Here is a 19896-nt window from a genome sequence, read left to right on the forward strand (position 1 = left end):
ATTTTGAGTCGTAAATTTTTTGGCACTGATGGTATTCGTGGAAGAGTGGGTGAGTTTCCAATCACTCCCGAGTTTGTACTCAAGCTCGGCTGGGCAGCTGGCCGAGTGCTCTCCGAGGGTGGTCACGGTCGGGTGCTGATCGGGAAAGATACCCGTATCTCGGGTTATATGTTTGAGTCGGCTCTGGAGGCGGGTTTCTCTGCTGCGGGTGTCGATATCCGTCTGCTCGGCCCGATGCCGACCCCTGCGATTGCCTATCTGACCCGTACTCTGCACGCCGATGCAGGCGTGGTGATTAGCGCTTCGCATAACCCCTATCACGATAACGGCATCAAGTTTTTCTCTGCCAACGGAACCAAGCTGCCTGATGATGTAGAGCTTGCGATTGAGCGTGAGCTGGAGAGTGAGATCACCATGGCCGAACCGGCACAGCTCGGTAAGGCGGAGCGGGTGGTCGATGCGGCGGGGCGTTATATCGAGTTCTGTAAAAGCACCCTGCCCGCAGAGATGAATCTGAAGGGGGTCAAGGTGGTGGTCGACTGTGCCCACGGTGCGACCTATCACATCGCCCCGAGTGTCTTTGATGAGCTGGGTGCTGAGGTGGTGGTGATTGGTGCGGAACCCAATGGGCTTAATATTAACGAGGGATGTGGTGCGACCGATCTGGAGGCGCTTCGCGCCAGTGTGTTGGAGCACAAGGCCGATATTGGTGTGGCGCTCGATGGTGATGGTGATCGGGTGATGATGGTTGATCACATGGGTGAGGTGGTTGATGGAGATGAGCTGTTGTTTGTCATCGCAACCTCCAAAGAGAGTGCCGGCTGTCTGCAGGGCGGGGTGGTTGGCACCTTGATGAGTAACCTTGGTCTTGAGCATGCAATTCTCGAGATCGGTATCGGATTTGAGCGTGCCAAGGTGGGTGATCGTTATGTGATCGAGCAGCTGAACAATAAAGGGTGGCGTCTGGGTGGCGAGTCCTCAGGGCACATCATCTGTCTCGATCGCACCACCACCGGGGATGGTATCGTCTCAGCACTCCAGGTAGTTGCCGCAATGATCTCAAGCGATGCCACGCTGCATGCGCTGAAACGCCGTATGACCAAGTACCCGCAGACCATGATCAATGTGGCTACTAAGGGTGGTGGCGATATCAGCGCCTCGACAGCGGTTCAGCAGGAGGTCGCTGCAGTTGAGAGTGAGCTGGCGGAGCGGGGCAGGGTGCTGCTGCGTCCGTCGGGGACCGAGCCGCTGGTGCGGGTGATGGTCGAAGGGGTTGATGCTGTCGAAGTGGAGCGTCTGGCACGTCGTCTGGCGGCCGTTGTGGAGCAGGCAGCCGCCTCCTGATAACGATTAATAATTGAAATTGATTTATCGGGCGGGTGCCGCTAATATTGCCGCCTGATTTTTCGCACTGTTTTGGAGAATACGATGCGTCGACCCCTGGTTGCCGGTAACTGGAAGATGAATGGTTCTAAAGAGAGCATCAAAGCTCTGCTGGATGGAATCAAGGCCGGTATGGGCGATGTGAAAGAGGCTGAGGTTGCAGTTTGCGTACCCGCTATCTACATCGCCGAGGTTGAGTCGCAGCTCACTGGCAGCCCGATCATGTGGGGTGCGCAGAACCTGAGCAATGAAGCATCTGGTGCCTTCACCGGCGAGATCTCTGCTGCGATGATTAACGATTTTAACTGTGCCTACGTGGCGGTTGGTCACTCCGAGCGTCGCACCCTCTTCGGTGAGGATGATGCGATGGTCGCGAAGAAGTTTGCCGCTGCACGTGCATCAGGCCTGAAGCCGATCTTCTGTATTGGTGAGACCCTGGAAGAGCGTGAGCAGGGTATTACCAATGATGTGGTTGCGCGTCAGATTGATGCCGTGGTTGAGCTTGAAGGCATTGAGGCGTTGGCCGATTCGGTTGTTGCCTACGAGCCGGTTTGGGCTATTGGTACCGGTAAGACCGCATCACCGGAGCAGGCGCAGGAGGTTCACGCCTTTATCCGTCAGCGCATCGCCGAGAAGAGTGCGGATGTGGCTGAGAAGGTACAGATTCTCTACGGTGGTAGCATGAATGCAGGTAATGCTGCGGAGCTACTTTCTATGGCCGATATTGATGGCGGCCTGATTGGCGGTGCTTCATTGAAGGCCGAAGATTTCCTTACTATCTGTCGAGCAGCCGGTTAACGGTTAGCTGAGCGAAGAGTCCGATGCAAACAATACTACTTATGGCACATGTGGCGATCGCAATCGGCCTAGTTGTTCTGGTCCTGATCCAGCACGGCAAGGGCGCCGATGCCGGTGCTGCATTTGGTAGTGGCGCATCGGCAACGGTATTTGGCTCGCAGGGATCGGGTAACTTCCTGACCCGCGCGACTGCCGTTTTAGCAACACTCTTTTTTGCCGCTAGCCTTACCTTGGCAATTATGTCGGCAAATAGAGAGCAGCCAAAGAGTGTCACTGAGGTTGTAGCGCCAGTTTCTGGTGAGACGATGTCAGGTGAGAGTGATCTACCTGCCGATATGCCGGCAGTTCCTCAGCAGGATGCACCTGCTTCGGATGTTCCGAAGCTCTGATTGTCAGGATCGATAGTCAAAATTGCGGATGTGGTGAAATTGGTAGACACGCTGTCTTGAGGGGGCAGTAGCGCAAGCTGTGCCGGTTCGACTCCGGCCATCCGCACCACCTTTATAAAAACGGTACACCTTATGGGTATACCGTTTTTTTATACCCTAAGAAGTAATGTATCTCGTTGATATTTAAGAACAAATAAAACTGGACTGAGTTGACAGCTCTCGCTATTCTGTCCTAAACTTCGTGTTCGCTTTATCGCGCACCCACACGACACCGCAGAGTTGTGTGAGGTGGTATTAATAAGAATAGCATTGGTGGAGTAGAGGAATTTATGCTGGAGAACTATCTCCCAGTCCTGATCTTCCTTGCCGTCGGCATGCTCGTCGGCGTTGGACCTATTGCCATCGGTTTCCTTCTCGGCCCACGCCGTCCCGATAGCGCAAAAAATTCACCCTATGAGTGTGGCTTCGAGGCGTTTGAAGATTCGCGCATGAAGTTTGACGTTCGTTACTACCTGGTTGCCATCCTCTTTATCATTTTCGATCTTGAGATCGCCTTCCTCTTTCCGTGGGCGATCGCAATCGATTCGATCGGTATCTTTGGTCTGTTGGCGATGGCGATCTTCCTGCTGGTGCTGGTGATCGGCTTTATCTATGAGTGGAAAAAGGGAGCGCTGGAGTGGGAGTAGAAGGCATTCTCGAGAAGGGTTTCATCACCACCAACGCGGATAAGGTGATCAACTGGGCGCGTACCGGTTCGATGTGGCCGATGACCTTCGGTCTAGCTTGTTGCGCGGTAGAGATGATGCATGCCGCCGCTTCGCGTTATGACATCGACCGTTTTGGTGCGGGTATATTCCGCGCTACCCCGCGTCAGTCCGATCTGATGATCGTCGCCGGTACCCTGACCAATAAGATGGCGCCTGCACTGCGTAAGGTCTACGACCAGATGCCGGAGCCACGTTGGGTGATCTCGATGGGCTCCTGTGCCAACGGTGGCGGTTATTACCATTACGCCTACTCGGTCGTGCGTGGCTGTGACCGAATCGTACCGGTTGATATCTATGTGCCCGGTTGCCCACCGACCGCCGAAGCGCTGCTCTACGGCTTTATTCAGCTGCAGAACAAGATTAAACGAACCAATACCATCGCACGTTAGGACGATTGAATGTCTGAATCCCTGGACAATCTGGTAGAGACGCTGCAGTCGTGTTTTGGCGACAAGCTGCTCGATTGCAAGATCGATGTTGGTGAGGTGACCATCGAGGTGGCCGCTGCCGACTGGCAGGAGAGCTGCCGCACCCTGCGCGACCATGCTGAACTTAAATTCGATATCGCTATCGATCTCTGTGGTGTTGACTACAGCACCTACGGCCAGGATGAGTGGCAGGGCGAGGCGGCCAGTGAGGCCGGCTTTAGTCGTGGCGTCGAGTCGCTTGGTCCCGATCAGGAGGTCGCGCAGCGTTACGCCGTAGTGCTCCATCTGCTCTCTATCTCAACCAATCGGCGTCTGCGTGTCAGGGCCTTTGCCGAGAGCAGCGACTTCCCGGTGATCGATTCGTTGGTTGATGTCTGGAACGGTCTTAGCTGGTTTGAGCGTGAGGCGTTTGATCTCTATGGCATTATCTTTGAAGGCCATCCCGATCTGCGACGTCTGCTTACCGATTACGGTTTTGTCGGACACCCGTTCCGCAAGGACTTCCCGTTGACCGGCAATGTCGAGATGCGTTACGACCCTGAGCAGCAGCGTGTGATCTACGAGCCGGTCTCGATCGAGCCACGAGTGCTGGTGCCACGTGTGATTCGTGACGACCACCGCTACGGTGTGGAAGAGGTTGTTGCGGAAGAAGCGCAGAGCGACGGGGACGAGTAGAGAGTTATGCCCGAAATTAATAACTTTACCCTCAACTTTGGTCCGCAGCACCCTGCAGCGCACGGTGTGTTGCGTCTGGTGCTGGAGATGAATGGTGAGGTGATCGAGCGTGCCGACCCGCATATCGGCCTGCTGCATCGCGGTACCGAGAAGCTTGCCGAGAGCAAGCCCTATAACCAGAGCATCGGTTATATGGATCGTCTCGACTACGTCTCAATGATGTGTAACGAACATGGCTACGTGCTGGCGTTGGAGAAGCTGCTCGGCATCGAGGTGCCAGAGCGAGCCCTCTACATTCGCACCATGTTTGATGAGATCACCCGAATTCTTAATCATCTGCTCTGGATCGGTGGTCACTCGCTCGATATCGGTGCGATGACGATGTTTCTCTACGCCTTCCGTGAGCGTGAGGATCTGATGGATGTCTATGAGACGGTATCGGGCGCACGTCTGCACGCGACCTACTATCGTCCTGGTGGTGTCTATCGTGACCTTCCCGATTCGATGCCGAAGTACTCTACCCAGGGCAAACGGACCGACGCCGATACCAAGCGTCTCAACGAGGCTCGTGAAGGCACGTTGCTCGACTTTATCGAGGATTTTGCCAATCGCTTCCCCGGCTGTGTCGATGAGTATGAGACGCTGCTAACTGACAACCGTATCTGGAAACAGCGCACCGTTGGTATTGGTGTGGTCTCGCCCGAGCGCGCGTTGCAGCTAGGCTTTACCGGCCCGATGTTGCGAGGTTCTGGTTTCGAGTGGGATCTGCGCAAGAAGCAGCCCTACGCAGCCTATGACCGGGTCGATTTTGATATTCCCGTCGGTGTCACCGGTGATACCTACGACCGTTATCTGGTCCGCGTCGAGGAGATGCGTCAGAGTAATCGCATTATTCGTCAGTGTGTGCGCTGGTTGCGTGAGAATCCGGGCCCGGTTATTGCCCAGGATAATAAGATCGCACCGCCAAGCCGTGAGGCGATGAAGGGTGATATGGAAGCACTGATTCACCACTTCAAGCTCTTTACTGAGGGTTTCACCCTGCCTGAAGGCGAAGGTTACGGCGCGGTCGAGCATCCCAAGGGTGAGTTTGGTGTCTACATCGTCTCCGATGGTGCCAACAAACCCTACCGTCTGAAGATTCGTGCGCCGGGCTTTGCCCACCTCTCAGCACTCGATGAGATGGTCAAGGGGCACATGCTCTCCGATGTCGTTTCGATCATCGGTACCCAGGATATCGTATTTGGTGAGGTTGACCGCTGATGAGCCAGCAAGCCCAACAACAGGCCAGTGATCTGCTGAGCGCCGAGTCGGTGGCCGATATCGACCGCTGGATCGCCAAGTATCCAGCCGAACAGCGTCAGGCTGCAGTGATGGCTGCGCTGCGAATCGTGCAGGATCAGAATGACGGTTCATTGACCACCGAACTGATGGATGCCGTCGCCGACTACCTTGGTATGCCGGCGATTGCCGTCTATGAGGTGGCGACCTTCTTCTCTATGTATGAGATGAAGCCGGTCGGCCAGCACAAAATCTGCGTCTGTAACAGCATCTCCTGCATGCTGAATGGTTCGGAAGCGCTGATCGAGAGTCTGAAGACGAAGTTTGGCATCGATCTCGGCGAAGTGACTGGCGATGGAAAATATTCGATCAAAGAGGTTGAGTGTCTTGGTGCCTGTGCCAACGCACCAGTTGTGCAGATCGGAACCGATTACCATGAAAATCTGACCGAGCAGAAGCTCGATCAGATCGTGGACGGACTGGAGTAGCGCTATGGCTAATGAAGTCTGTTTTCGAACGCTAGATCTCGACAAGTCGTGGACACTTGAGGCGTATCAGAGCGCTGGCGGTTACGAGGTCTATAAAAAGATTCTTGAAGAGAAAACCCCCGCTGAAGAGATTATCGAGGAGCTGAAGCAGTCGGCTCTGCGTGGTCGTGGCGGTGCGGGTTTCCCGACCGGTCTGAAGTGGAGCTTTATGCCCCGCTCAGCGCCAGGTCAGAAGTACATCATCTGTAACTCCGATGAGGGTGAGCCGGGTACCTGTAAGGATCGCGATATCCTGCGCTATAACCCCCATGCGGTTATTGAAGGTATGGCAATTGCCGGTTACGTGATCGGAGCCACCGTTGGTTACAACTATATTCGCGGTGAATTCTGGGAGCCCTATGAGCGCTTCGAGGCGGCTATCGAAGAGGCGCGTGCCGCCGGTCTGCTGGGCGAGAATATCCTCGGCTCCGGTGTCGATATGCAGGTCCACTCGCATCTTGGCGCTGGTGCCTACATCTGTGGTGAAGAGACCGCGCTGATCGAATCGATCGAGGGTAAGAAGGGGCAGCCACGTTTTAAGCCGCCGTTCCCGGCTAACTTCGGTCTGTTTGGCAAACCCACCACTATTAACAACACTGAATCACTCGCTTCGGTACCCGATATCCTGCGTAACGGCGGTAAGTGGTTCCTTGAGATCGGTAAACCGAATAATGGCGGCTCGAAGCTCTTCTCCGTCAGCGGACACGTCAACAACCCCGGCAACTTTGAGGTGCCGATGGGCACCCCGTTTGCCGAGTTGCTTGAGATGGCCGGTGGTGTTCGTAACGGTCACAAACTAAAGGCCGTTATCCCAGGCGGTTCATCGGTACCAGTAGTGCCGGGTGACATTATGATGGATGTCACCATGGACTACGACGACATCACCCGTGTCGGTTCGATGCTCGGCTCTGGTGCGGTGATCGTGATGGATGAGACCACCTGTATGGTGAGGGTGCTGGAGAATCTCTCCCACTTCTACCACCACGAATCGTGCGGTCAGTGTACCCCCTGTCGTGAGGGCACCGGTTGGTTATCGCGCGTGATTCACCGTATCGAGCAGGGGCAGGGGCGTAACGAGGATCTCGACATGCTGGTAGATGTGGCCGGTCGGATCAAGGGACACACCATCTGTGCGCTGGGCGATGCCGCAGCGATGCCGGTAGAGAGCTTTATTGAACACTACCGTGACGAATTCCAGTACCACATCGACCATAAGAAGTGCATGGTCGGTGGGGCTTGAGAGATAGCTGAGAGCGATGAGCGAAGAACAGGTCACAATCGAGGTTAACGGTCAGCCGTTGCAGGCCCGTAAGGGTGCGGTGCTGATCGAGGCTACCGATGCGGCGGGTATTACCGTACCGCGTTTCTGTTACCACAAGAAATTGTCGGTTTCGGCCAACTGCCGTATGTGTCTGGTCGAGGTGGAGAAGGCGCCCAAGCCGCTGCCCGCCTGCGCCACACCGGTAATGGAAGGGATGAAGGTCTTCACCCACTCACCCAAGGCACTCTCGGCGCAGAAGGGGACGATGGAGTTCCTGTTGATTAACCATCCACTCGACTGCCCGATCTGTGATCAGGGTGGTGAGTGTGAGCTGCAGGATGTTGCCGTTGGTTTTGGTGGTGATGTGGCGCGCTACAGCGAAGCAAAGCGTGTTGTTATTGAAAAAGACATCGGTCCACTGATCGCGACCGATATGACCCGCTGCATCCACTGTACCCGCTGTGTGCGCTTTGGCGCAGAGATTGCCGGTGTGCGCGAAATGGGTATGACGGGTCGTGGTGATTTCAGCGAGATCGGTACCTACATCGAGAAGAGTCTGACCTCTGAGCTCTCAGGCAATATCATCGACCTCTGTCCGGTTGGCGCCCTGACTGCCAAGCCATCACGCTATACGGCGCGCCCCTGGGAGCTGCGCCAGTTCACCACCGTTGCGCCGCACGATAGCGCCGGTTCCAACCTCCATATCCATACCCGCAACGGAAGTGTGATGCGCGCTGTTCCCTGTGATAACGAAGAGATCAATGAGACCTGGATCTCCGATCGTGATCGCTTCAGCTACCAGGGTGTGAACAGCGAAGAACGCCTCAAACAGCCGATGGTCAAAGAGCGCGGCGAGTGGCGCGAGTGCGATTGGGAAACCGCACTAGAGCGTGCCGCCAAGGGTCTGAAGGACGTTGTTGAGAGCGATGGAGGTGAGCAGTTTGCCACTCTGATCTCTCCAATGGCGACCCTTGAGGAGCTCTATCTGGCGGCTAGCCTTACTCGCGCTCTCGGTTCAAATAATATCGATCACCGTCTGCGTCAGGGCGATTTTAGTGATCAGAACTCCGCACCGGTCTACCCCTGGTTGGGTCAGTCGATCGCAGAGCTTGAGCAGCTCAATGCGGCGCTGCTGATCGGCAGCAACATCCGCAAGGAGCAGCCGATCTTCTCGCACCGACTGCGTAAGGCGACTCTGGCCGGTGCAGATGTGAGTACAGTCAATCCGGTCGACTTCGATTTCAATTTTGACCTCAGTGCCAAGGTTGTTGTCGAACCCGCTTCGATGGTTGCCGCACTGGCTGGTATTGCCAAGGCGCTGGAGGCGACTGGCTCGGCAGCAGTTAAAGAGCTGATCGCCTCAGCAAACGTCTCTGATGAGCAGCGTGCGATTGCCAAACAGCTTAAAGCGGCCGAGTCGGCGACAGTGCTGCTCGGTAATCTGGCGACCGCGCACCCCGAATTCTCAACCCTGCGTGCACTGGCTGCAGTAATTGCCGAGCAGAGCGGTGCCAAGCTTGGTTATCTTCCGGAGGCGGGTAACAGTGTTGGTGGCTGGCTCGCTGGAGCCGTACCGCATCGCACCGCAGGTGGTCAGGTGGTTGAGGCCACAGGTCTCGATGCCCGTGCTGTTATTGAGTCGCCCCGTAAGGGTTATCTGCTCTTTAATGTCGAGCCGGGTCGTGACTGCTGGAGTGGTGCCGATGCGCTGGCAGCGACCGACGCGGCAGAGTGTGTGGTTGCCGCAACGCCTTTTGCGAGTGATGAGCTGAAGGCGGTGGCCGATGTGCTGCTGCCGATTGCATCCTTCGCCGAGACCTCGGGTACCTACGTCAACGCGGAAGGGCGTTGGCAGAGTTTTGAAGGTGTCACCGCCCCGGCGGGCGAGGCACGTCCCGGCTGGAAGGTGCTGCGTGTGCTTGGCAACCTAATCGGCGTTGAAGGTTTTGAATTTATCTCCTCGAGCGAGGTGTGTGAACAGCTCGGTGGCGAGGTTAACGGCGTGACTGCAGACAACGCACTAACGCAGCCGGTCGCCGCCGATGCTGCCTTTGCTGGTAGTGGTCTTGTACGTGTCGGTGAGGTGCCCATCTACGCCATTGATAGTACGGTGCGTCGTTCGATCGCACTGCAGCAGACTGCCAGTGGAAGTGATCTGGCGGTACAGATCAATAGCGACGAGGCGTCGCGTCTGGGCCTGGATGGTTCTGAGCGGGTTAAGATTGTGCAAGGTGAGTACTCAGCAGAGATGGCCTTTGAGATTTGTGATCGTGTCGCCGATGGAGCCGCCTGGATTCCGGCGGGTGTCGATGGCAGTGAGAAACTGGGACCGCTGATGGGGCGGGTAGAGCTGGAGCGGCTATGACGCCTTTGAAGAACCAAACAAACAGGGCGGTGGCGTAATGGAGATGTTTCAGAGCATCTGGTCGGCGGTACCCGTAGACCTGCAGACCGTGATCGTGATTCTGGCGAAAATTGTCGCCATTGTGCTGCCACTGATGGCGCTTGTTGCCTACTACACCCTGGCAGAGCGTAAGGTCATCAGCTACATGCAGGTACGTATGGGCCCCAACCGTGTCGGTTTCTTCGGTTATCTGGGGGGCTGGGGTCAGCCGATCGCCGATGCACTAAAGCTGATGTTCAAAGAGATCATCCTGCCGACCAAGTCGAATCGCTTCCTCTTCCTGCTGGCACCGGTACTCTCGATTACCCCGGCACTGGCGGCGTGGGCGGTTATTCCATTTGATAACGGTATGCTGCTGGCTGATATTGATGCCGGTCTGCTCTATGTATTGGCACTTACCTCGGTGGGTGTCTATGGCGTCATCATTGCCGGCTGGGCCTCCAACTCCAAATATGCACTGCTCGGCACCATGCGCACAGCAGCGCAGATTGTCGCCTACGAGATCGCGATGGGTTTTGCTCTGGTCGGTGTGTTGATGCCAGCCGGTAGCCTTAATCTGAATGATATCGTGCTGGCACAGCAGGGCAGTATCTTCCACTGGTACTGGCTACCGCTGATGCCGCTGATGGTGATCTACTTTATCGCCGGTGTGGCTGAGACCAACCGAGCACCGTTTGACGTGGCTGAGGGTGAGTCTGAGATCGTGGCTGGTTTCCACGTTGAGTACTCCGGTATGGCCTTTGCGGTCTTCTTCCTCGCTGAGTATGCCAACATGATTCTGATCGCAGCACTAACCGCGGTCATGTTCCTCGGTGGCTGGCTCTCTCCGTTGCAGGGTATCCTGCCCGAGTCGGCCTTTTCGATTCCGGTCATCGGTCTGTTGCTGGGACACGGTATTCACTGGTTTGTCGCCAAGATGGCGATTTTTATGTTCATCTTCCTCTGGTTCCGCGCCACCTTCCCGCGCTATCGCTACGACCAGATCATGCGTCTCGGCTGGAAGGTGTTTATTCCGCTGACCATTATCTGGCTCTTCGTTGAGGGTGCTGCCATCGCCTTTAATATCGGACCCTGGTTCGATCTGGGGATTGCGTGATGAGAATGCTTAGCCATGTAAATCGACTCTTTCTCTGGGAGCTGCTGAAGGGGCTGGTGCTGACCGGGCGTTACTTCTTTGCTCGCAAGATCACGATTCGTTATCCCGAAGAGAAGACCCCGATGTCACCCCGTTTCCGTGGTCTGCACGCCCAGCGTCGCTACGCCAACGGCGAAGAGCGCTGCATCGCCTGCAAACTCTGCGAGGCGGTCTGTCCGGCGCTGGCAATCACCATCGAATCGGAGCAGCGTGAGGACGGTTCACGCCGTACCAGTCGCTACGACATCGATCTGTTTAAATGCATCTACTGCGGTTTCTGTGAAGAGGCGTGTCCGGTCGATGCAATTGTTGAGACCAATATCTTCGAATATCACTTCGAGGAGCGCGGTGAGCAGATTATGACCAAGGATAAGCTGCTCGCGGTTGGTGATAAACATGAAGATGAGATCGCGGCCTGCAAGGCGGCCGACGCACCCTACAGGTAACGGGAAAAGTTATGAGTTTCGAACAATTCTTGTTCTACACCTTCGCGGCCGTTCTGCTGATGGCGGCGATCCGTGTTGTCACCTCACGTAATCCGGTTCACGCGGCGCTCTATCTGGTGCTTGCCTTCTTCTCAAGCTCGGCACTGTGGATGATGCTGGAGGCGGAGTTTCTGGCGATCACGCTGGTGCTGGTCTATGTCGGCGCGGTGATGGTGCTATTTCTGTTTGTGGTGATGATGCTCGATATCAATGTGGCCGAGTCACGTACCCAGTTTGCTGCCTATCTACCGGTGGGTGCAGTTGTAGCGCTACTGGTGCTGGCAGAGATGAGCATGATGATTTACTACCGCTTTGGTAGTGATCGTGTGGCTCCACCGGTACGTCATGATGCTGAGTACAGCAACACCCACGCGCTGGGTGAACTGCTCTATACCCAATACGTCTACGCCTTCGAGATTGCGGCGGTCGTGCTGCTGGTGGCAATCGTTGCTGCAATTGCACTGACCATGCGTCGTCGGCCTGGTACCAAACATCAAAACATCACCGAGCAGGTAATGGTCAAGCGTGAAGATCGTGTTCGTCTGGTCAGCATGCAGGCCGAGAAGCGCCAGTAAGGCGCGATGTGGAACTCTACGGAATTTTAACGGGATAACGTCAACAAGATTATGATTGCTCTGTCTGACTACCTTCTTTTGGCCGCTGTGCTCTTCTCGATCAGCGTGGCCGGTATCTTCCTCAATCGCAAGAATGTGATTGTGCTGCTGATGGCGATCGAACTGATGCTGTTGGCGGTTAATATCAACTTTATCGCCTTCTCGCACTTCAATCCCGCAGGTGCTGAGAACACACTCGCCGGTCAGGTGTTTGTCTTCTTTATTCTTACCGTGGCAGCCGCCGAGGCCGCGATCGGTCTGGCCATTCTGGTGCTGCTGTTCCGCAACAGACAAAGTATCGATGTCGAAGATATCGATTCGCTGAAGGGGTAGTGGAATGAAAGCGCTCTATCTAGCTATCCCGCTGGCACCGCTGATCGGTGCCATCATTGCCGGTTTCTTCGCCAAACAGGTGGGGCGTGCCGGTGCCCACTGGGCCACCAGTGGTGGTGTGGCGGTCTCATTCCTGCTTTCGGTCATTGTCTTTAAAGATGTTGTTTTTGATGGCGCGCCGGTCTTCAACGAGTCTATCTATACCTGGATGGTGAGTGACGGTATTCGTTTTGAGGTCGGTTTCCTGATCGATCACCTCACCGCGATGATGATGACCGTAGTCACCTTCGTCTCATTGATGGTCCATATCTACACCATCGGCTATATGAGTCACGATGAGGAGAACTGGCCGAAGGGCAGCCTCGCCGGTACCAACAGCTATCAGCGTTTCTTCAGCTACATCTCGCTCTTCACCTTCTCGATGCTGATGCTGGTGATGGCGAACAATTTCATGCAGCTCTTTTTCGGTTGGGAGGCGGTTGGTCTGGTCTCCTATCTGCTGATCGGTTTCTGGTCGGTGCGTGAGACTGCGATCTATGCCAACCTGAAGGCGTTCCTGGTCAACCGCGTCGGTGACTTCGGCTTCCTGCTCGGTATCGGTATGGTGCTCGCCTTCTTCAATACGCTCGACTACGCCGAGGTGTTTGCAGCAGCCCCAGCTCTCTCCGATATGACGGTGAGTCTGATAGGGGAGAACAGCTGGTCGTTGATGACCGTAATCTGCATCCTGCTCTTCATCGGTGCGATGGGTAAATCGGCACAGGTTCCACTGCATGTTTGGCTGCCCGATTCGATGGAGGGTCCAACCCCGATCTCCGCACTGATCCACGCCGCCACCATGGTTACCGCCGGTATCTTCATGGTGGCGCGTATGTCACCGCTCTATGAGCTCTCAGAGACGGCACTGAGTGTGGTGCTGGTGATTGGTGCAATCACCGCGCTGTTTATGGGCTTCCTCGGTCTGGTACAGAATGACATCAAGCGTGTCGTGGCCTACTCAACCCTCTCGCAGCTCGGTTATATGACTGTAGCGCTCGGTGCCTCGGCCTATGCTGCGGGTGTTTTTCATCTGATGACTCACGCCTTCTTCAAGGCGCTGCTCTTCCTCGGTGCCGGTTCGGTTATTATCGCCATGCATCATGTTCAGGATATGCGCCAGATGGGTGGATTGCGTAAGTACATGCCAATTACCTGGATCACCTCTTTGATCGGTTCGCTGGCCTTGATCGGTACACCGGGCTTTGCCGGATTCTTCTCCAAGGATGCGATTATCGAAGCGGTACACGCCTCTGAGATTGCGGGCTCCGACTTTGCCTACTGGGCGGTTCTGATCGGAGTCTTTGTCACCGCGCTCTACAGCTTCCGTATGTACTTCCTGGTCTTTCATGGCAAGGAGCGTATGGATGAGCACACCCGTGCCCACCTGCATGAGACGCCCAAGGTGGTCACGGTACCGTTGATCCTGCTGGCGATACCCTCGGTGGTTGCCGGTGCGATCTTTATCGGGCCGATGCTGTTTGGTGACTTCTTCAAAGACTCGATCACGGTGGCCGCTGAGCACGACGTCTTGGCTCAGTTGGGCGCCAACTACCACGGCGTAATGGGCTTCATTGTTCACGGCCTCTCGGGTCCCGCCTTCTGGCTGGCATTGAGTGGTGTGGTAACCGCATGGTTCCTCTACATGAAACGCCCCGATATTCCAGCTGCGATCAAGGCACGCTTTGAGCCGCTCTACACCATTCTCGATAACAAGTACTACGCCGATCGTATCAACGAGGTGGTCTTCGCCGGTGGTTCGCGAGGAATCGGTAAGCTGTTCTGGAAACTGGGTGATGTAACCCTGATCGACGGTCTGATCGTGAACGGTTCTGCCAAATTGGTAGGCTGGGTCTCCGGCGTGGTTCGCCATGTACAGACCGGTTATCTACACCACTACGCATTTGTCATGGTCATCGGCTTCCTCGGCCTGCTGACCTGGATTGTGATTCGCTAAAGAATAAGGATAGGCCTGAATGTTTGCTGATTTACCGCTGCTTAGCCTGCTGATCTGGGCCCCCATCGTGGGTGGTCTGTTGGTGTTGGCTGTGGGAGATAACGATCCGTGGGGAGCGCGCCCGATCGCGCTGATCACCTCGCTGGTGACCTTCTTGCTCAGCATTCCGCTATACACCGGATTCGACAGCTCGACCCATCTGATGCAGTTCAGTGAGATGTCGTCGTGGATTCCGGCCTTCAACGTCCACTACCACCTGGGTGTTGATGGCATCTCGATGCCGCTGATTCTGCTCACTACCTTTATCACTATTCTGGTAGTGATCGCCTCCTGGGAGGTGATTGAGTACAAGCGTGCCCAGTACTTGGCTGCTTTCCTGATTATGGAAGGTTTGATGATCGGCGTCTTCGCGGCACTCGACGCGGTGCTCTTCTACGTCTTCTGGGAGGCGATGCTGGTACCGATGTTCCTGATTATCGGTGTCTGGGGTGGGCCGCGTCGTGTCTACGCCACCATCAAGTTCTTCCTCTATACCTTCTTCGGTTCGGTCTTCATGCTGGTCGCTTTGATCTACATGTACTACCTGTCGGGCAGCTTCGAGATCCTCGATTTCCATACCCTGCGTCTCGGCCTAACCGAGCAGATCCTGATCTTTATCGCCTTCCTGCTCGCCTTTGCAGTGAAGGTGCCAATGTGGCCGGTCCACACCTGGCTTCCGGATGCACACGTTGAGGCGCCCACTGGCGGTTCGGTGATCCTGGCGGCGATCATGCTTAAGATCGGTGGTTACGGCTTTCTGCGCTTCTCATTGCCGATTACTCCCGATGCGAGTAGTGAACTCGACTGGTTGATTATCCTGATGTCTCTGGTGGCAGTGGCCTACATCGGCTTCGTCGCACTGGTTCAGGAGGATATGAAGAAGCTGATCGCATACTCCTCAATCGCACACATGGGTTTTGTCACGCTCGGATTCTTTATCGTCTTCGCCATTGTGCAGAAGAGTGGCAGCCTGCAGGGTGCGGCACTCGGTATGGAAGGCGGCATGGTGCAGATGATCTCGCATGGATTCATCTCCGGGGCGCTGTTCCTCTGTGTCGGTGTAATGTACGACCGTTTGCACAGTCGGCAGATTAAGGACTACGGTGGTGTGGTCCATACCATGCCGATATTTGCTGCCTTTATGGTCTTTTTCGCTATGGCCAACTCCGGTCTGCCGGGTACATCGGGTTTTGTCGGTGAGTTCATGGTTATCCTCGCCAGCATCAAGGCTAACTTCTGGTACGCAGTGATCGCGGCGACCACTCTGATTCTCGGTGCCGCCTACTCACTGTGGATGATAAAACGAGTGGTCTTTGGTGAGGTGGTGAGTGACGGTGTTGCTGAGCTGACCGATATCAATCGACGCGAGTTCGTAATGTTGACCCTGCTGGCGATACCGGTACTGGTGCTTGGTCTGTGGCCTGCACCGGTCACCGAGGTGATGCACGCCACCATCGACAATCTGCTGCAGCACATCACCATTAGCAAATTCTGACGGGATCGAGAGTAATGAATATCCAATCCGCATTGACGCTGGCAGACTATCAGGCCGTAATGCCCGAGATGTTTCTACTCGGCATGACCTGTCTGATCCTGATCGTCGATCTATTTCTTAGCGATAAGCAGCGCGATATCACCTATCTGCTCAGCCAGGCCACACTGGTTGGCAGTGCGATCCTGGTCTATCTGATGCACGGCAAGGGCGCACCGCTGGCGATGTACGGCAGTGTGGTCAGTGATGCGATGAGCGATGTACTGAAGGTGACGGTGGCGCTGGTCAGTGCCGGCGTCTTCCTCTATTCGCGTGACTATCTGCGCCAGCGTAATCTGCTCAAGGGTGAGTTCTTTGTGCTTGGGCTGTTTGGTGTGCTCGGTATGATGATCATGATCTCTTCTGCCAGCATGCTGACGCTCTACCTTGGCCTGGAGCTACTATCGCTGTCGCTCTACGCCATGGTCGCCCTCGATCGTGACTCGAAGCAGGCCTCTGAGGCGGCGATGAAGTACTTTGTGCTGGGTGCGCTGGCATCCGGCATGTTGCTCTACGGTATCTCAATGCTCTACGGTGCCTCAGGTTCGCTGCAGATCAATGAGGTTGCGGCCTACGCAACGTGGCAGTCGTCCGAGGATATGATTCTGGTCTTCGGTCTGGTCTTTGTGGTTGTGGGTCTAGCCTTCAAGCTCGGTGCGGTGCCATTCCATATGTGGCTGCCCGATGTCTATCAGGGCGCACCAACAGCAATTACCCTCTATATCAGTACTGCGCCCAAGGTGGCAGCCTTCGCCATGTTTATTCGTCTTCTGGCTGAGGCCTCGGGTGGGCTGCAGGCGGAGTGGGGCGATATGCTCACTGTTCTAGCCGTGCTCTCACTGGCCGTGGGTAATGTGGTTGCCATTGCCCAGAGCAACATCAAACGCATGCTCGCCTACTCGGCAATCTCCCATGCAGGCTTTGTCCTGCTAGGTGTGCTGGCCGGTACCGCAGCCGGTTACTCGGCATCGATGTTCTACGCGATCACCTATGCACTAATGGCGTTGGGTGGTTTCGGTATGATCATTCTGCTGAGTCGTAAGGGCTTTGAGGCGGAGAACCTGGAAGACTTTAAGGGGCTGAATGATCGTAGTCCCTGGTTGGCGCTAATGGCGATGATCCTGATGTTCTCTATGGCGGGCGTACCCCCAACCGTCGGTTTCTACGCCAAGCTGGCCGTGCTTGATGCGATTGTGCGCCAGGATATGGTCTGGCTGGCCGGTGTTGCCGTCTTCTTCTCTATTATCGGTGCCTTCTACTATATCCGCATCGTTAAGTTGATCTACTTCGATAAGCCCACAGATGAGCAGGCGATTACCACTCCTGCTGATACTCAGGTGGCGATGACGATCAACGGCCTTGCTGTGCTGGGACTGGGCATCTTCCCAGGTGCGCTGATGGCAATCTGTGTCGCAGCCTTTGTTTAGTCGAATCGTATAGTTTTTTTAGATTAACCCGATAAGCCTCTTGCATTGATACCTGAGCCTATGTAAACTCTCGCTTCGCTGTTGCGGGGTGGAGCAGTCTGGCAGCTCGTCGGGCTCATAACCCGAAGGTCGTAGGTTCAAATCCTACCCCCGCTACCACATTAAATTTACATGCGGATGCCAGACCGCTGTGATAGCACCTTGGTAGCATAAGCTGGGCCGACGAGTAGGATGTGTGATTAAAATCTTCACGCAACCTGTCCTAGCTACCAAGATGCAATAGCCCCGATTTCGGGGCTTTTTTATACCCGTGATTCAGGCGGGGTGATGAGAAGGGTGAGATTGTTCATCCTGTAGATGACAAGCTGTAATGTGTTGTCTCTATTTAAGTTTTTTATGGTGGGCCTTGGGCCCATTTTTTATTTCTGGAACAGAATGAACCAAGATCCGTGGAATTTGCAGGCGTTACTCGATCCGGTGGTGGAAGCCATGGGCTATGAGCTGCTGGGTATTGAGTTTCAGGGGCGTGGAGTACACGGAGTGCTGCGCCTATATATAGATAAAGAGGGCGGTATCAACCTCGATGACTGCTCAGCGGTGAGTCATCAGGTCAGCGGTGTACTCGATGTAGAGGATCCGGTTCCAGGTAAGTATTCACTCGAGGTCTCATCGCCAGGTCTGGATCGCCCTCTATTTAGAGAGCAGCACTTTGAGAAATACCTCGGCCATCAGGCGAAGATCCGCATGGCGGCGCCGATGGGTGGCCAGAAAAACTTCAAGGGGCATCTCAAAGAGCTCTGTGAGGGTGGGGTTGTTCTAAAACTTGAGAGTGGAACGGAAGTGAGTCTGTTGTTCACGGATATTGATCAGGCACGTTTAGTGCCGAAACTGTAATCGCTGTAGAGGCGGGAGTTTGGTATGAGCAAAGAGATACTGCTGGTTGTTGATGTTGTATCAAACGAGAAGGGTGTCGAGAAGGACATCATTTTCGGTGCTGTTGAGGTGGCCCTGGCGACTGCGGCAAAGAAGCGTCACGGTGGCAACATCGATGTGCACGTTGTTATTGATCGTGAAACGGGTGACTACGAGACCTTCCGTCGCTGGCAGGTGATGGACGATGAGTCCGAAGAGTTTGAGTCTCCCGATCATCAGGTGCTCTACACACGTGCCCAGGATCTACAGCCCGGTATCGAGATTGGTGCCTACATCGAAGAGCCGATGGAGTCAGTGCCCTTTGGGCGTATCGGTGCCCAGACTGCCAAGCAGGTCATCGTACAGAAGGTTCGTGAGGCTGAGCGTGCACAGGTGGTTGAGGCCTATCAGGATCGCATCGGCGAGCTGATCAATGGTGTCGTCAAGCGTGTTGAGCGCGGCAACGTCTATCTCGATCTGGGTGGCAACGTTGAAGCCTTCATCCCGCGTGAGCAGACCATTCCACGTGAGGTAATTCGCCCCGGTGATCGTCTGCGCGGTTACTTCTACGAGATCAGTAGCGAGTTGCGTGGTCCGCAGCTCTTTATCTCCCGCACCATGCCTGAGTTTCTTGTTGAGCTGTTTAAGCTTGAGGTGCCGGAGGTTGGGCAGGGCACGATAGAGATCAATAGTGCCGCCCGTGACCCAGGCCAGCGCGCCAAGATTGCGGTTAAGTCCTACGACCAGCGTATCGATCCGGTTGGAGCCTGTGTCGGCATGCGCGGTTCACGTGTGCAGGCTGTCTCCAATGAACTATCTGGTGAGCGTGTCGACATCATCCTCTGGAACGACAATGCAGCGCAATTTGTGATCAACGCGATGGCGCCAGCCGATGTTGTATCGATCGTCGTTGATGAAGATTCGCACAGCATGGATGTGGCAGTAGCTGAGGAGCAGCTCTCACAGGCGATTGGCCGTGCGGGTCAGAATGTTCGTCTCGCCAGTGAGTTGACGGGTTGGAATCTTAATGTGATGTCTGAGCAGCAGGCCGAAGAGAAGAGCGAGTCTGAGGTGGTTGCACTGGTCCAGCAGTTTATGGAGCAGCTCGATGTTGATGAAGATGTTGCAGCTATCCTCGCTCAGGAGGGTTTCTCCACCATTGAGGAGATCGCCTACGTTCCCGACAGTGAGTTGATGGAGATTGAAGAGTTTGATGAGGATATCGTCAAGGAGTTGCGTAACCGCGCCCGTGATGTGCTGCTCACCCTCGCGATCTCTAGTGAAGAGCAGCTCGATACTGCCGAACCGGCACAGGATCTGCTCGAGATGGATGGTATGGATCAGCACCTCGCCTTCGTACTGGCAAGCCACGGCATTATTAGCATGGAAGACCTTGCTGAGCAGTCTGTCGACGAGCTTGCAGAGATCGAAGATATCGACGAAGAGCGAGCCGCGCAATTGATTATGACAGCACGTGAACCCTGGTTTGCGGACGAGCAGAAGGGCTGAGGCCCGGG

The 19896-nt window shown here is 55.2% G+C and carries 19 protein-coding genes and 2 tRNA genes; all 21 read left to right on the plus strand.

Features of this window, described 5'->3' with window-relative positions:
- The first annotated feature begins 3 nt into the window (after positions 1 to 3).
- Positions 4 to 1344, plus strand: coding sequence for a phosphoglucosamine mutase (glmM, locus tag HUE57_RS09460; RefSeq protein WP_078482525.1), 1341 nt, complete (start codon positions 4 to 6; stop codon positions 1342 to 1344).
- 84 nt (positions 1345 to 1428) lie between these two features.
- The gene (gene tpiA / locus HUE57_RS09465) at positions 1429 to 2181 is read left to right on the plus strand and encodes a triose-phosphate isomerase (protein ID WP_078482524.1); all 753 of its coding nucleotides are present in this window, start codon (positions 1429 to 1431) and stop codon (positions 2179 to 2181) included.
- 23 nt (positions 2182 to 2204) lie between these two features.
- Complete coding sequence (gene secG / locus HUE57_RS09470; protein WP_078482523.1) at positions 2205 to 2570, plus strand: preprotein translocase subunit SecG; 366 nt, start codon at positions 2205 to 2207, stop codon at positions 2568 to 2570.
- Between the two features lie 24 nt (positions 2571 to 2594).
- Positions 2595 to 2679, plus strand: a tRNA-Leu gene (locus HUE57_RS09475).
- Positions 2680 to 2899: 220 nt separating this feature from the next.
- A complete protein-coding gene (locus HUE57_RS09480) occupies positions 2900 to 3256 on the plus strand; it encodes an NADH-quinone oxidoreductase subunit A (protein ID WP_078482522.1) in 357 nt (118 codons plus the stop codon).
- Positions 3247 to 3726 (plus strand): NuoB/complex I 20 kDa subunit family protein, encoded by a 480-nt coding sequence (locus HUE57_RS09485; protein WP_078482521.1) that lies wholly within the window; start codon positions 3247 to 3249, stop codon positions 3724 to 3726. The genes HUE57_RS09480 and HUE57_RS09485 overlap by 10 nt, the downstream gene beginning before the upstream one ends.
- Before the next feature lie 9 nt (positions 3727 to 3735).
- Positions 3736 to 4440, plus strand: a complete 705-nt coding sequence (locus HUE57_RS09490) for an NADH-quinone oxidoreductase subunit C (protein WP_078482520.1) — start codon at positions 3736 to 3738, stop codon at positions 4438 to 4440.
- A 6-nt stretch (positions 4441 to 4446) separates the two neighbouring features.
- Positions 4447 to 5700, plus strand: a complete 1254-nt coding sequence (locus HUE57_RS09495; protein ID WP_078482519.1) for an NADH-quinone oxidoreductase subunit D — start codon at positions 4447 to 4449, stop codon at positions 5698 to 5700.
- On the plus strand, positions 5700 to 6206 hold the full coding sequence (nuoE, locus tag HUE57_RS09500) for an NADH-quinone oxidoreductase subunit NuoE (RefSeq protein ID WP_078482518.1): 507 nt from the start codon (positions 5700 to 5702) through the stop codon (positions 6204 to 6206). The genes HUE57_RS09495 and nuoE overlap by 1 nt, the downstream gene beginning before the upstream one ends.
- Positions 6207 to 6210: 4 nt before the next feature.
- Positions 6211 to 7485: an NADH-quinone oxidoreductase subunit NuoF gene (gene nuoF, locus HUE57_RS09505; protein ID WP_078482517.1), complete on the plus strand. Its 1275-nt coding sequence runs from the start codon at positions 6211 to 6213 to the stop codon at positions 7483 to 7485.
- Between the two features lie 16 nt (positions 7486 to 7501).
- A complete protein-coding gene (nuoG, locus tag HUE57_RS09510) occupies positions 7502 to 9871 on the plus strand; it encodes an NADH-quinone oxidoreductase subunit NuoG (RefSeq protein ID WP_078482516.1) in 2370 nt (789 codons plus the stop codon).
- 43 nt (positions 9872 to 9914) lie between these two features.
- Positions 9915 to 11006 carry an NADH-quinone oxidoreductase subunit NuoH gene (nuoH, locus tag HUE57_RS09515; protein WP_078482550.1) on the plus strand — a complete coding sequence of 364 codons (1092 nt, stop codon included), beginning with the start codon at positions 9915 to 9917 and terminating at the stop codon, positions 11004 to 11006.
- Positions 11006 to 11491 (plus strand): NADH-quinone oxidoreductase subunit NuoI, encoded by a 486-nt coding sequence (gene nuoI, locus HUE57_RS09520; RefSeq protein ID WP_078482515.1) that lies wholly within the window; start codon positions 11006 to 11008, stop codon positions 11489 to 11491. The genes nuoH and nuoI overlap by 1 nt, the downstream gene beginning before the upstream one ends.
- A gap of 11 nt (positions 11492 to 11502) precedes the next feature.
- The gene (locus tag HUE57_RS09525) at positions 11503 to 12105 is read left to right on the plus strand and encodes an NADH-quinone oxidoreductase subunit J (protein WP_078482514.1); all 603 of its coding nucleotides are present in this window, start codon (positions 11503 to 11505) and stop codon (positions 12103 to 12105) included.
- Between the two features lie 51 nt (positions 12106 to 12156).
- Positions 12157 to 12477, plus strand: a complete 321-nt coding sequence (nuoK, locus tag HUE57_RS09530; protein ID WP_078482513.1) for an NADH-quinone oxidoreductase subunit NuoK — start codon at positions 12157 to 12159, stop codon at positions 12475 to 12477.
- A gap of 4 nt (positions 12478 to 12481) precedes the next feature.
- Positions 12482 to 14470 (plus strand): NADH-quinone oxidoreductase subunit L, encoded by a 1989-nt coding sequence (gene nuoL, locus HUE57_RS09535; protein WP_078482512.1) that lies wholly within the window; start codon positions 12482 to 12484, stop codon positions 14468 to 14470.
- Between the two features lie 19 nt (positions 14471 to 14489).
- On the plus strand, positions 14490 to 16004 hold the full coding sequence (locus HUE57_RS09540) for an NADH-quinone oxidoreductase subunit M (protein WP_078482511.1): 1515 nt from the start codon (positions 14490 to 14492) through the stop codon (positions 16002 to 16004).
- Positions 16005 to 16018: 14 nt separating this feature from the next.
- Positions 16019 to 17467: an NADH-quinone oxidoreductase subunit NuoN gene (gene nuoN / locus HUE57_RS09545; RefSeq protein ID WP_078482510.1), complete on the plus strand. Its 1449-nt coding sequence runs from the start codon at positions 16019 to 16021 to the stop codon at positions 17465 to 17467.
- Positions 17468 to 17549: 82 nt separating this feature from the next.
- Positions 17550 to 17626, plus strand: a tRNA-Met gene (locus HUE57_RS09550).
- Positions 17627 to 17902: 276 nt separating this feature from the next.
- A complete protein-coding gene (gene rimP / locus HUE57_RS09555) occupies positions 17903 to 18361 on the plus strand; it encodes a ribosome maturation factor RimP (RefSeq protein ID WP_078482509.1) in 459 nt (152 codons plus the stop codon).
- Between the two features lie 24 nt (positions 18362 to 18385).
- The gene (gene nusA / locus HUE57_RS09560; protein WP_078482508.1) at positions 18386 to 19888 is read left to right on the plus strand and encodes a transcription termination factor NusA; all 1503 of its coding nucleotides are present in this window, start codon (positions 18386 to 18388) and stop codon (positions 19886 to 19888) included.
- The last annotated feature ends 8 nt before the right edge of the window (positions 19889 to 19896 follow it).

Origin of the sequence: Candidatus Reidiella endopervernicosa, assembly GCF_013343005.1 — a bacterium.
In the GTDB taxonomy this organism is placed as follows: Bacteria; Pseudomonadota; Gammaproteobacteria.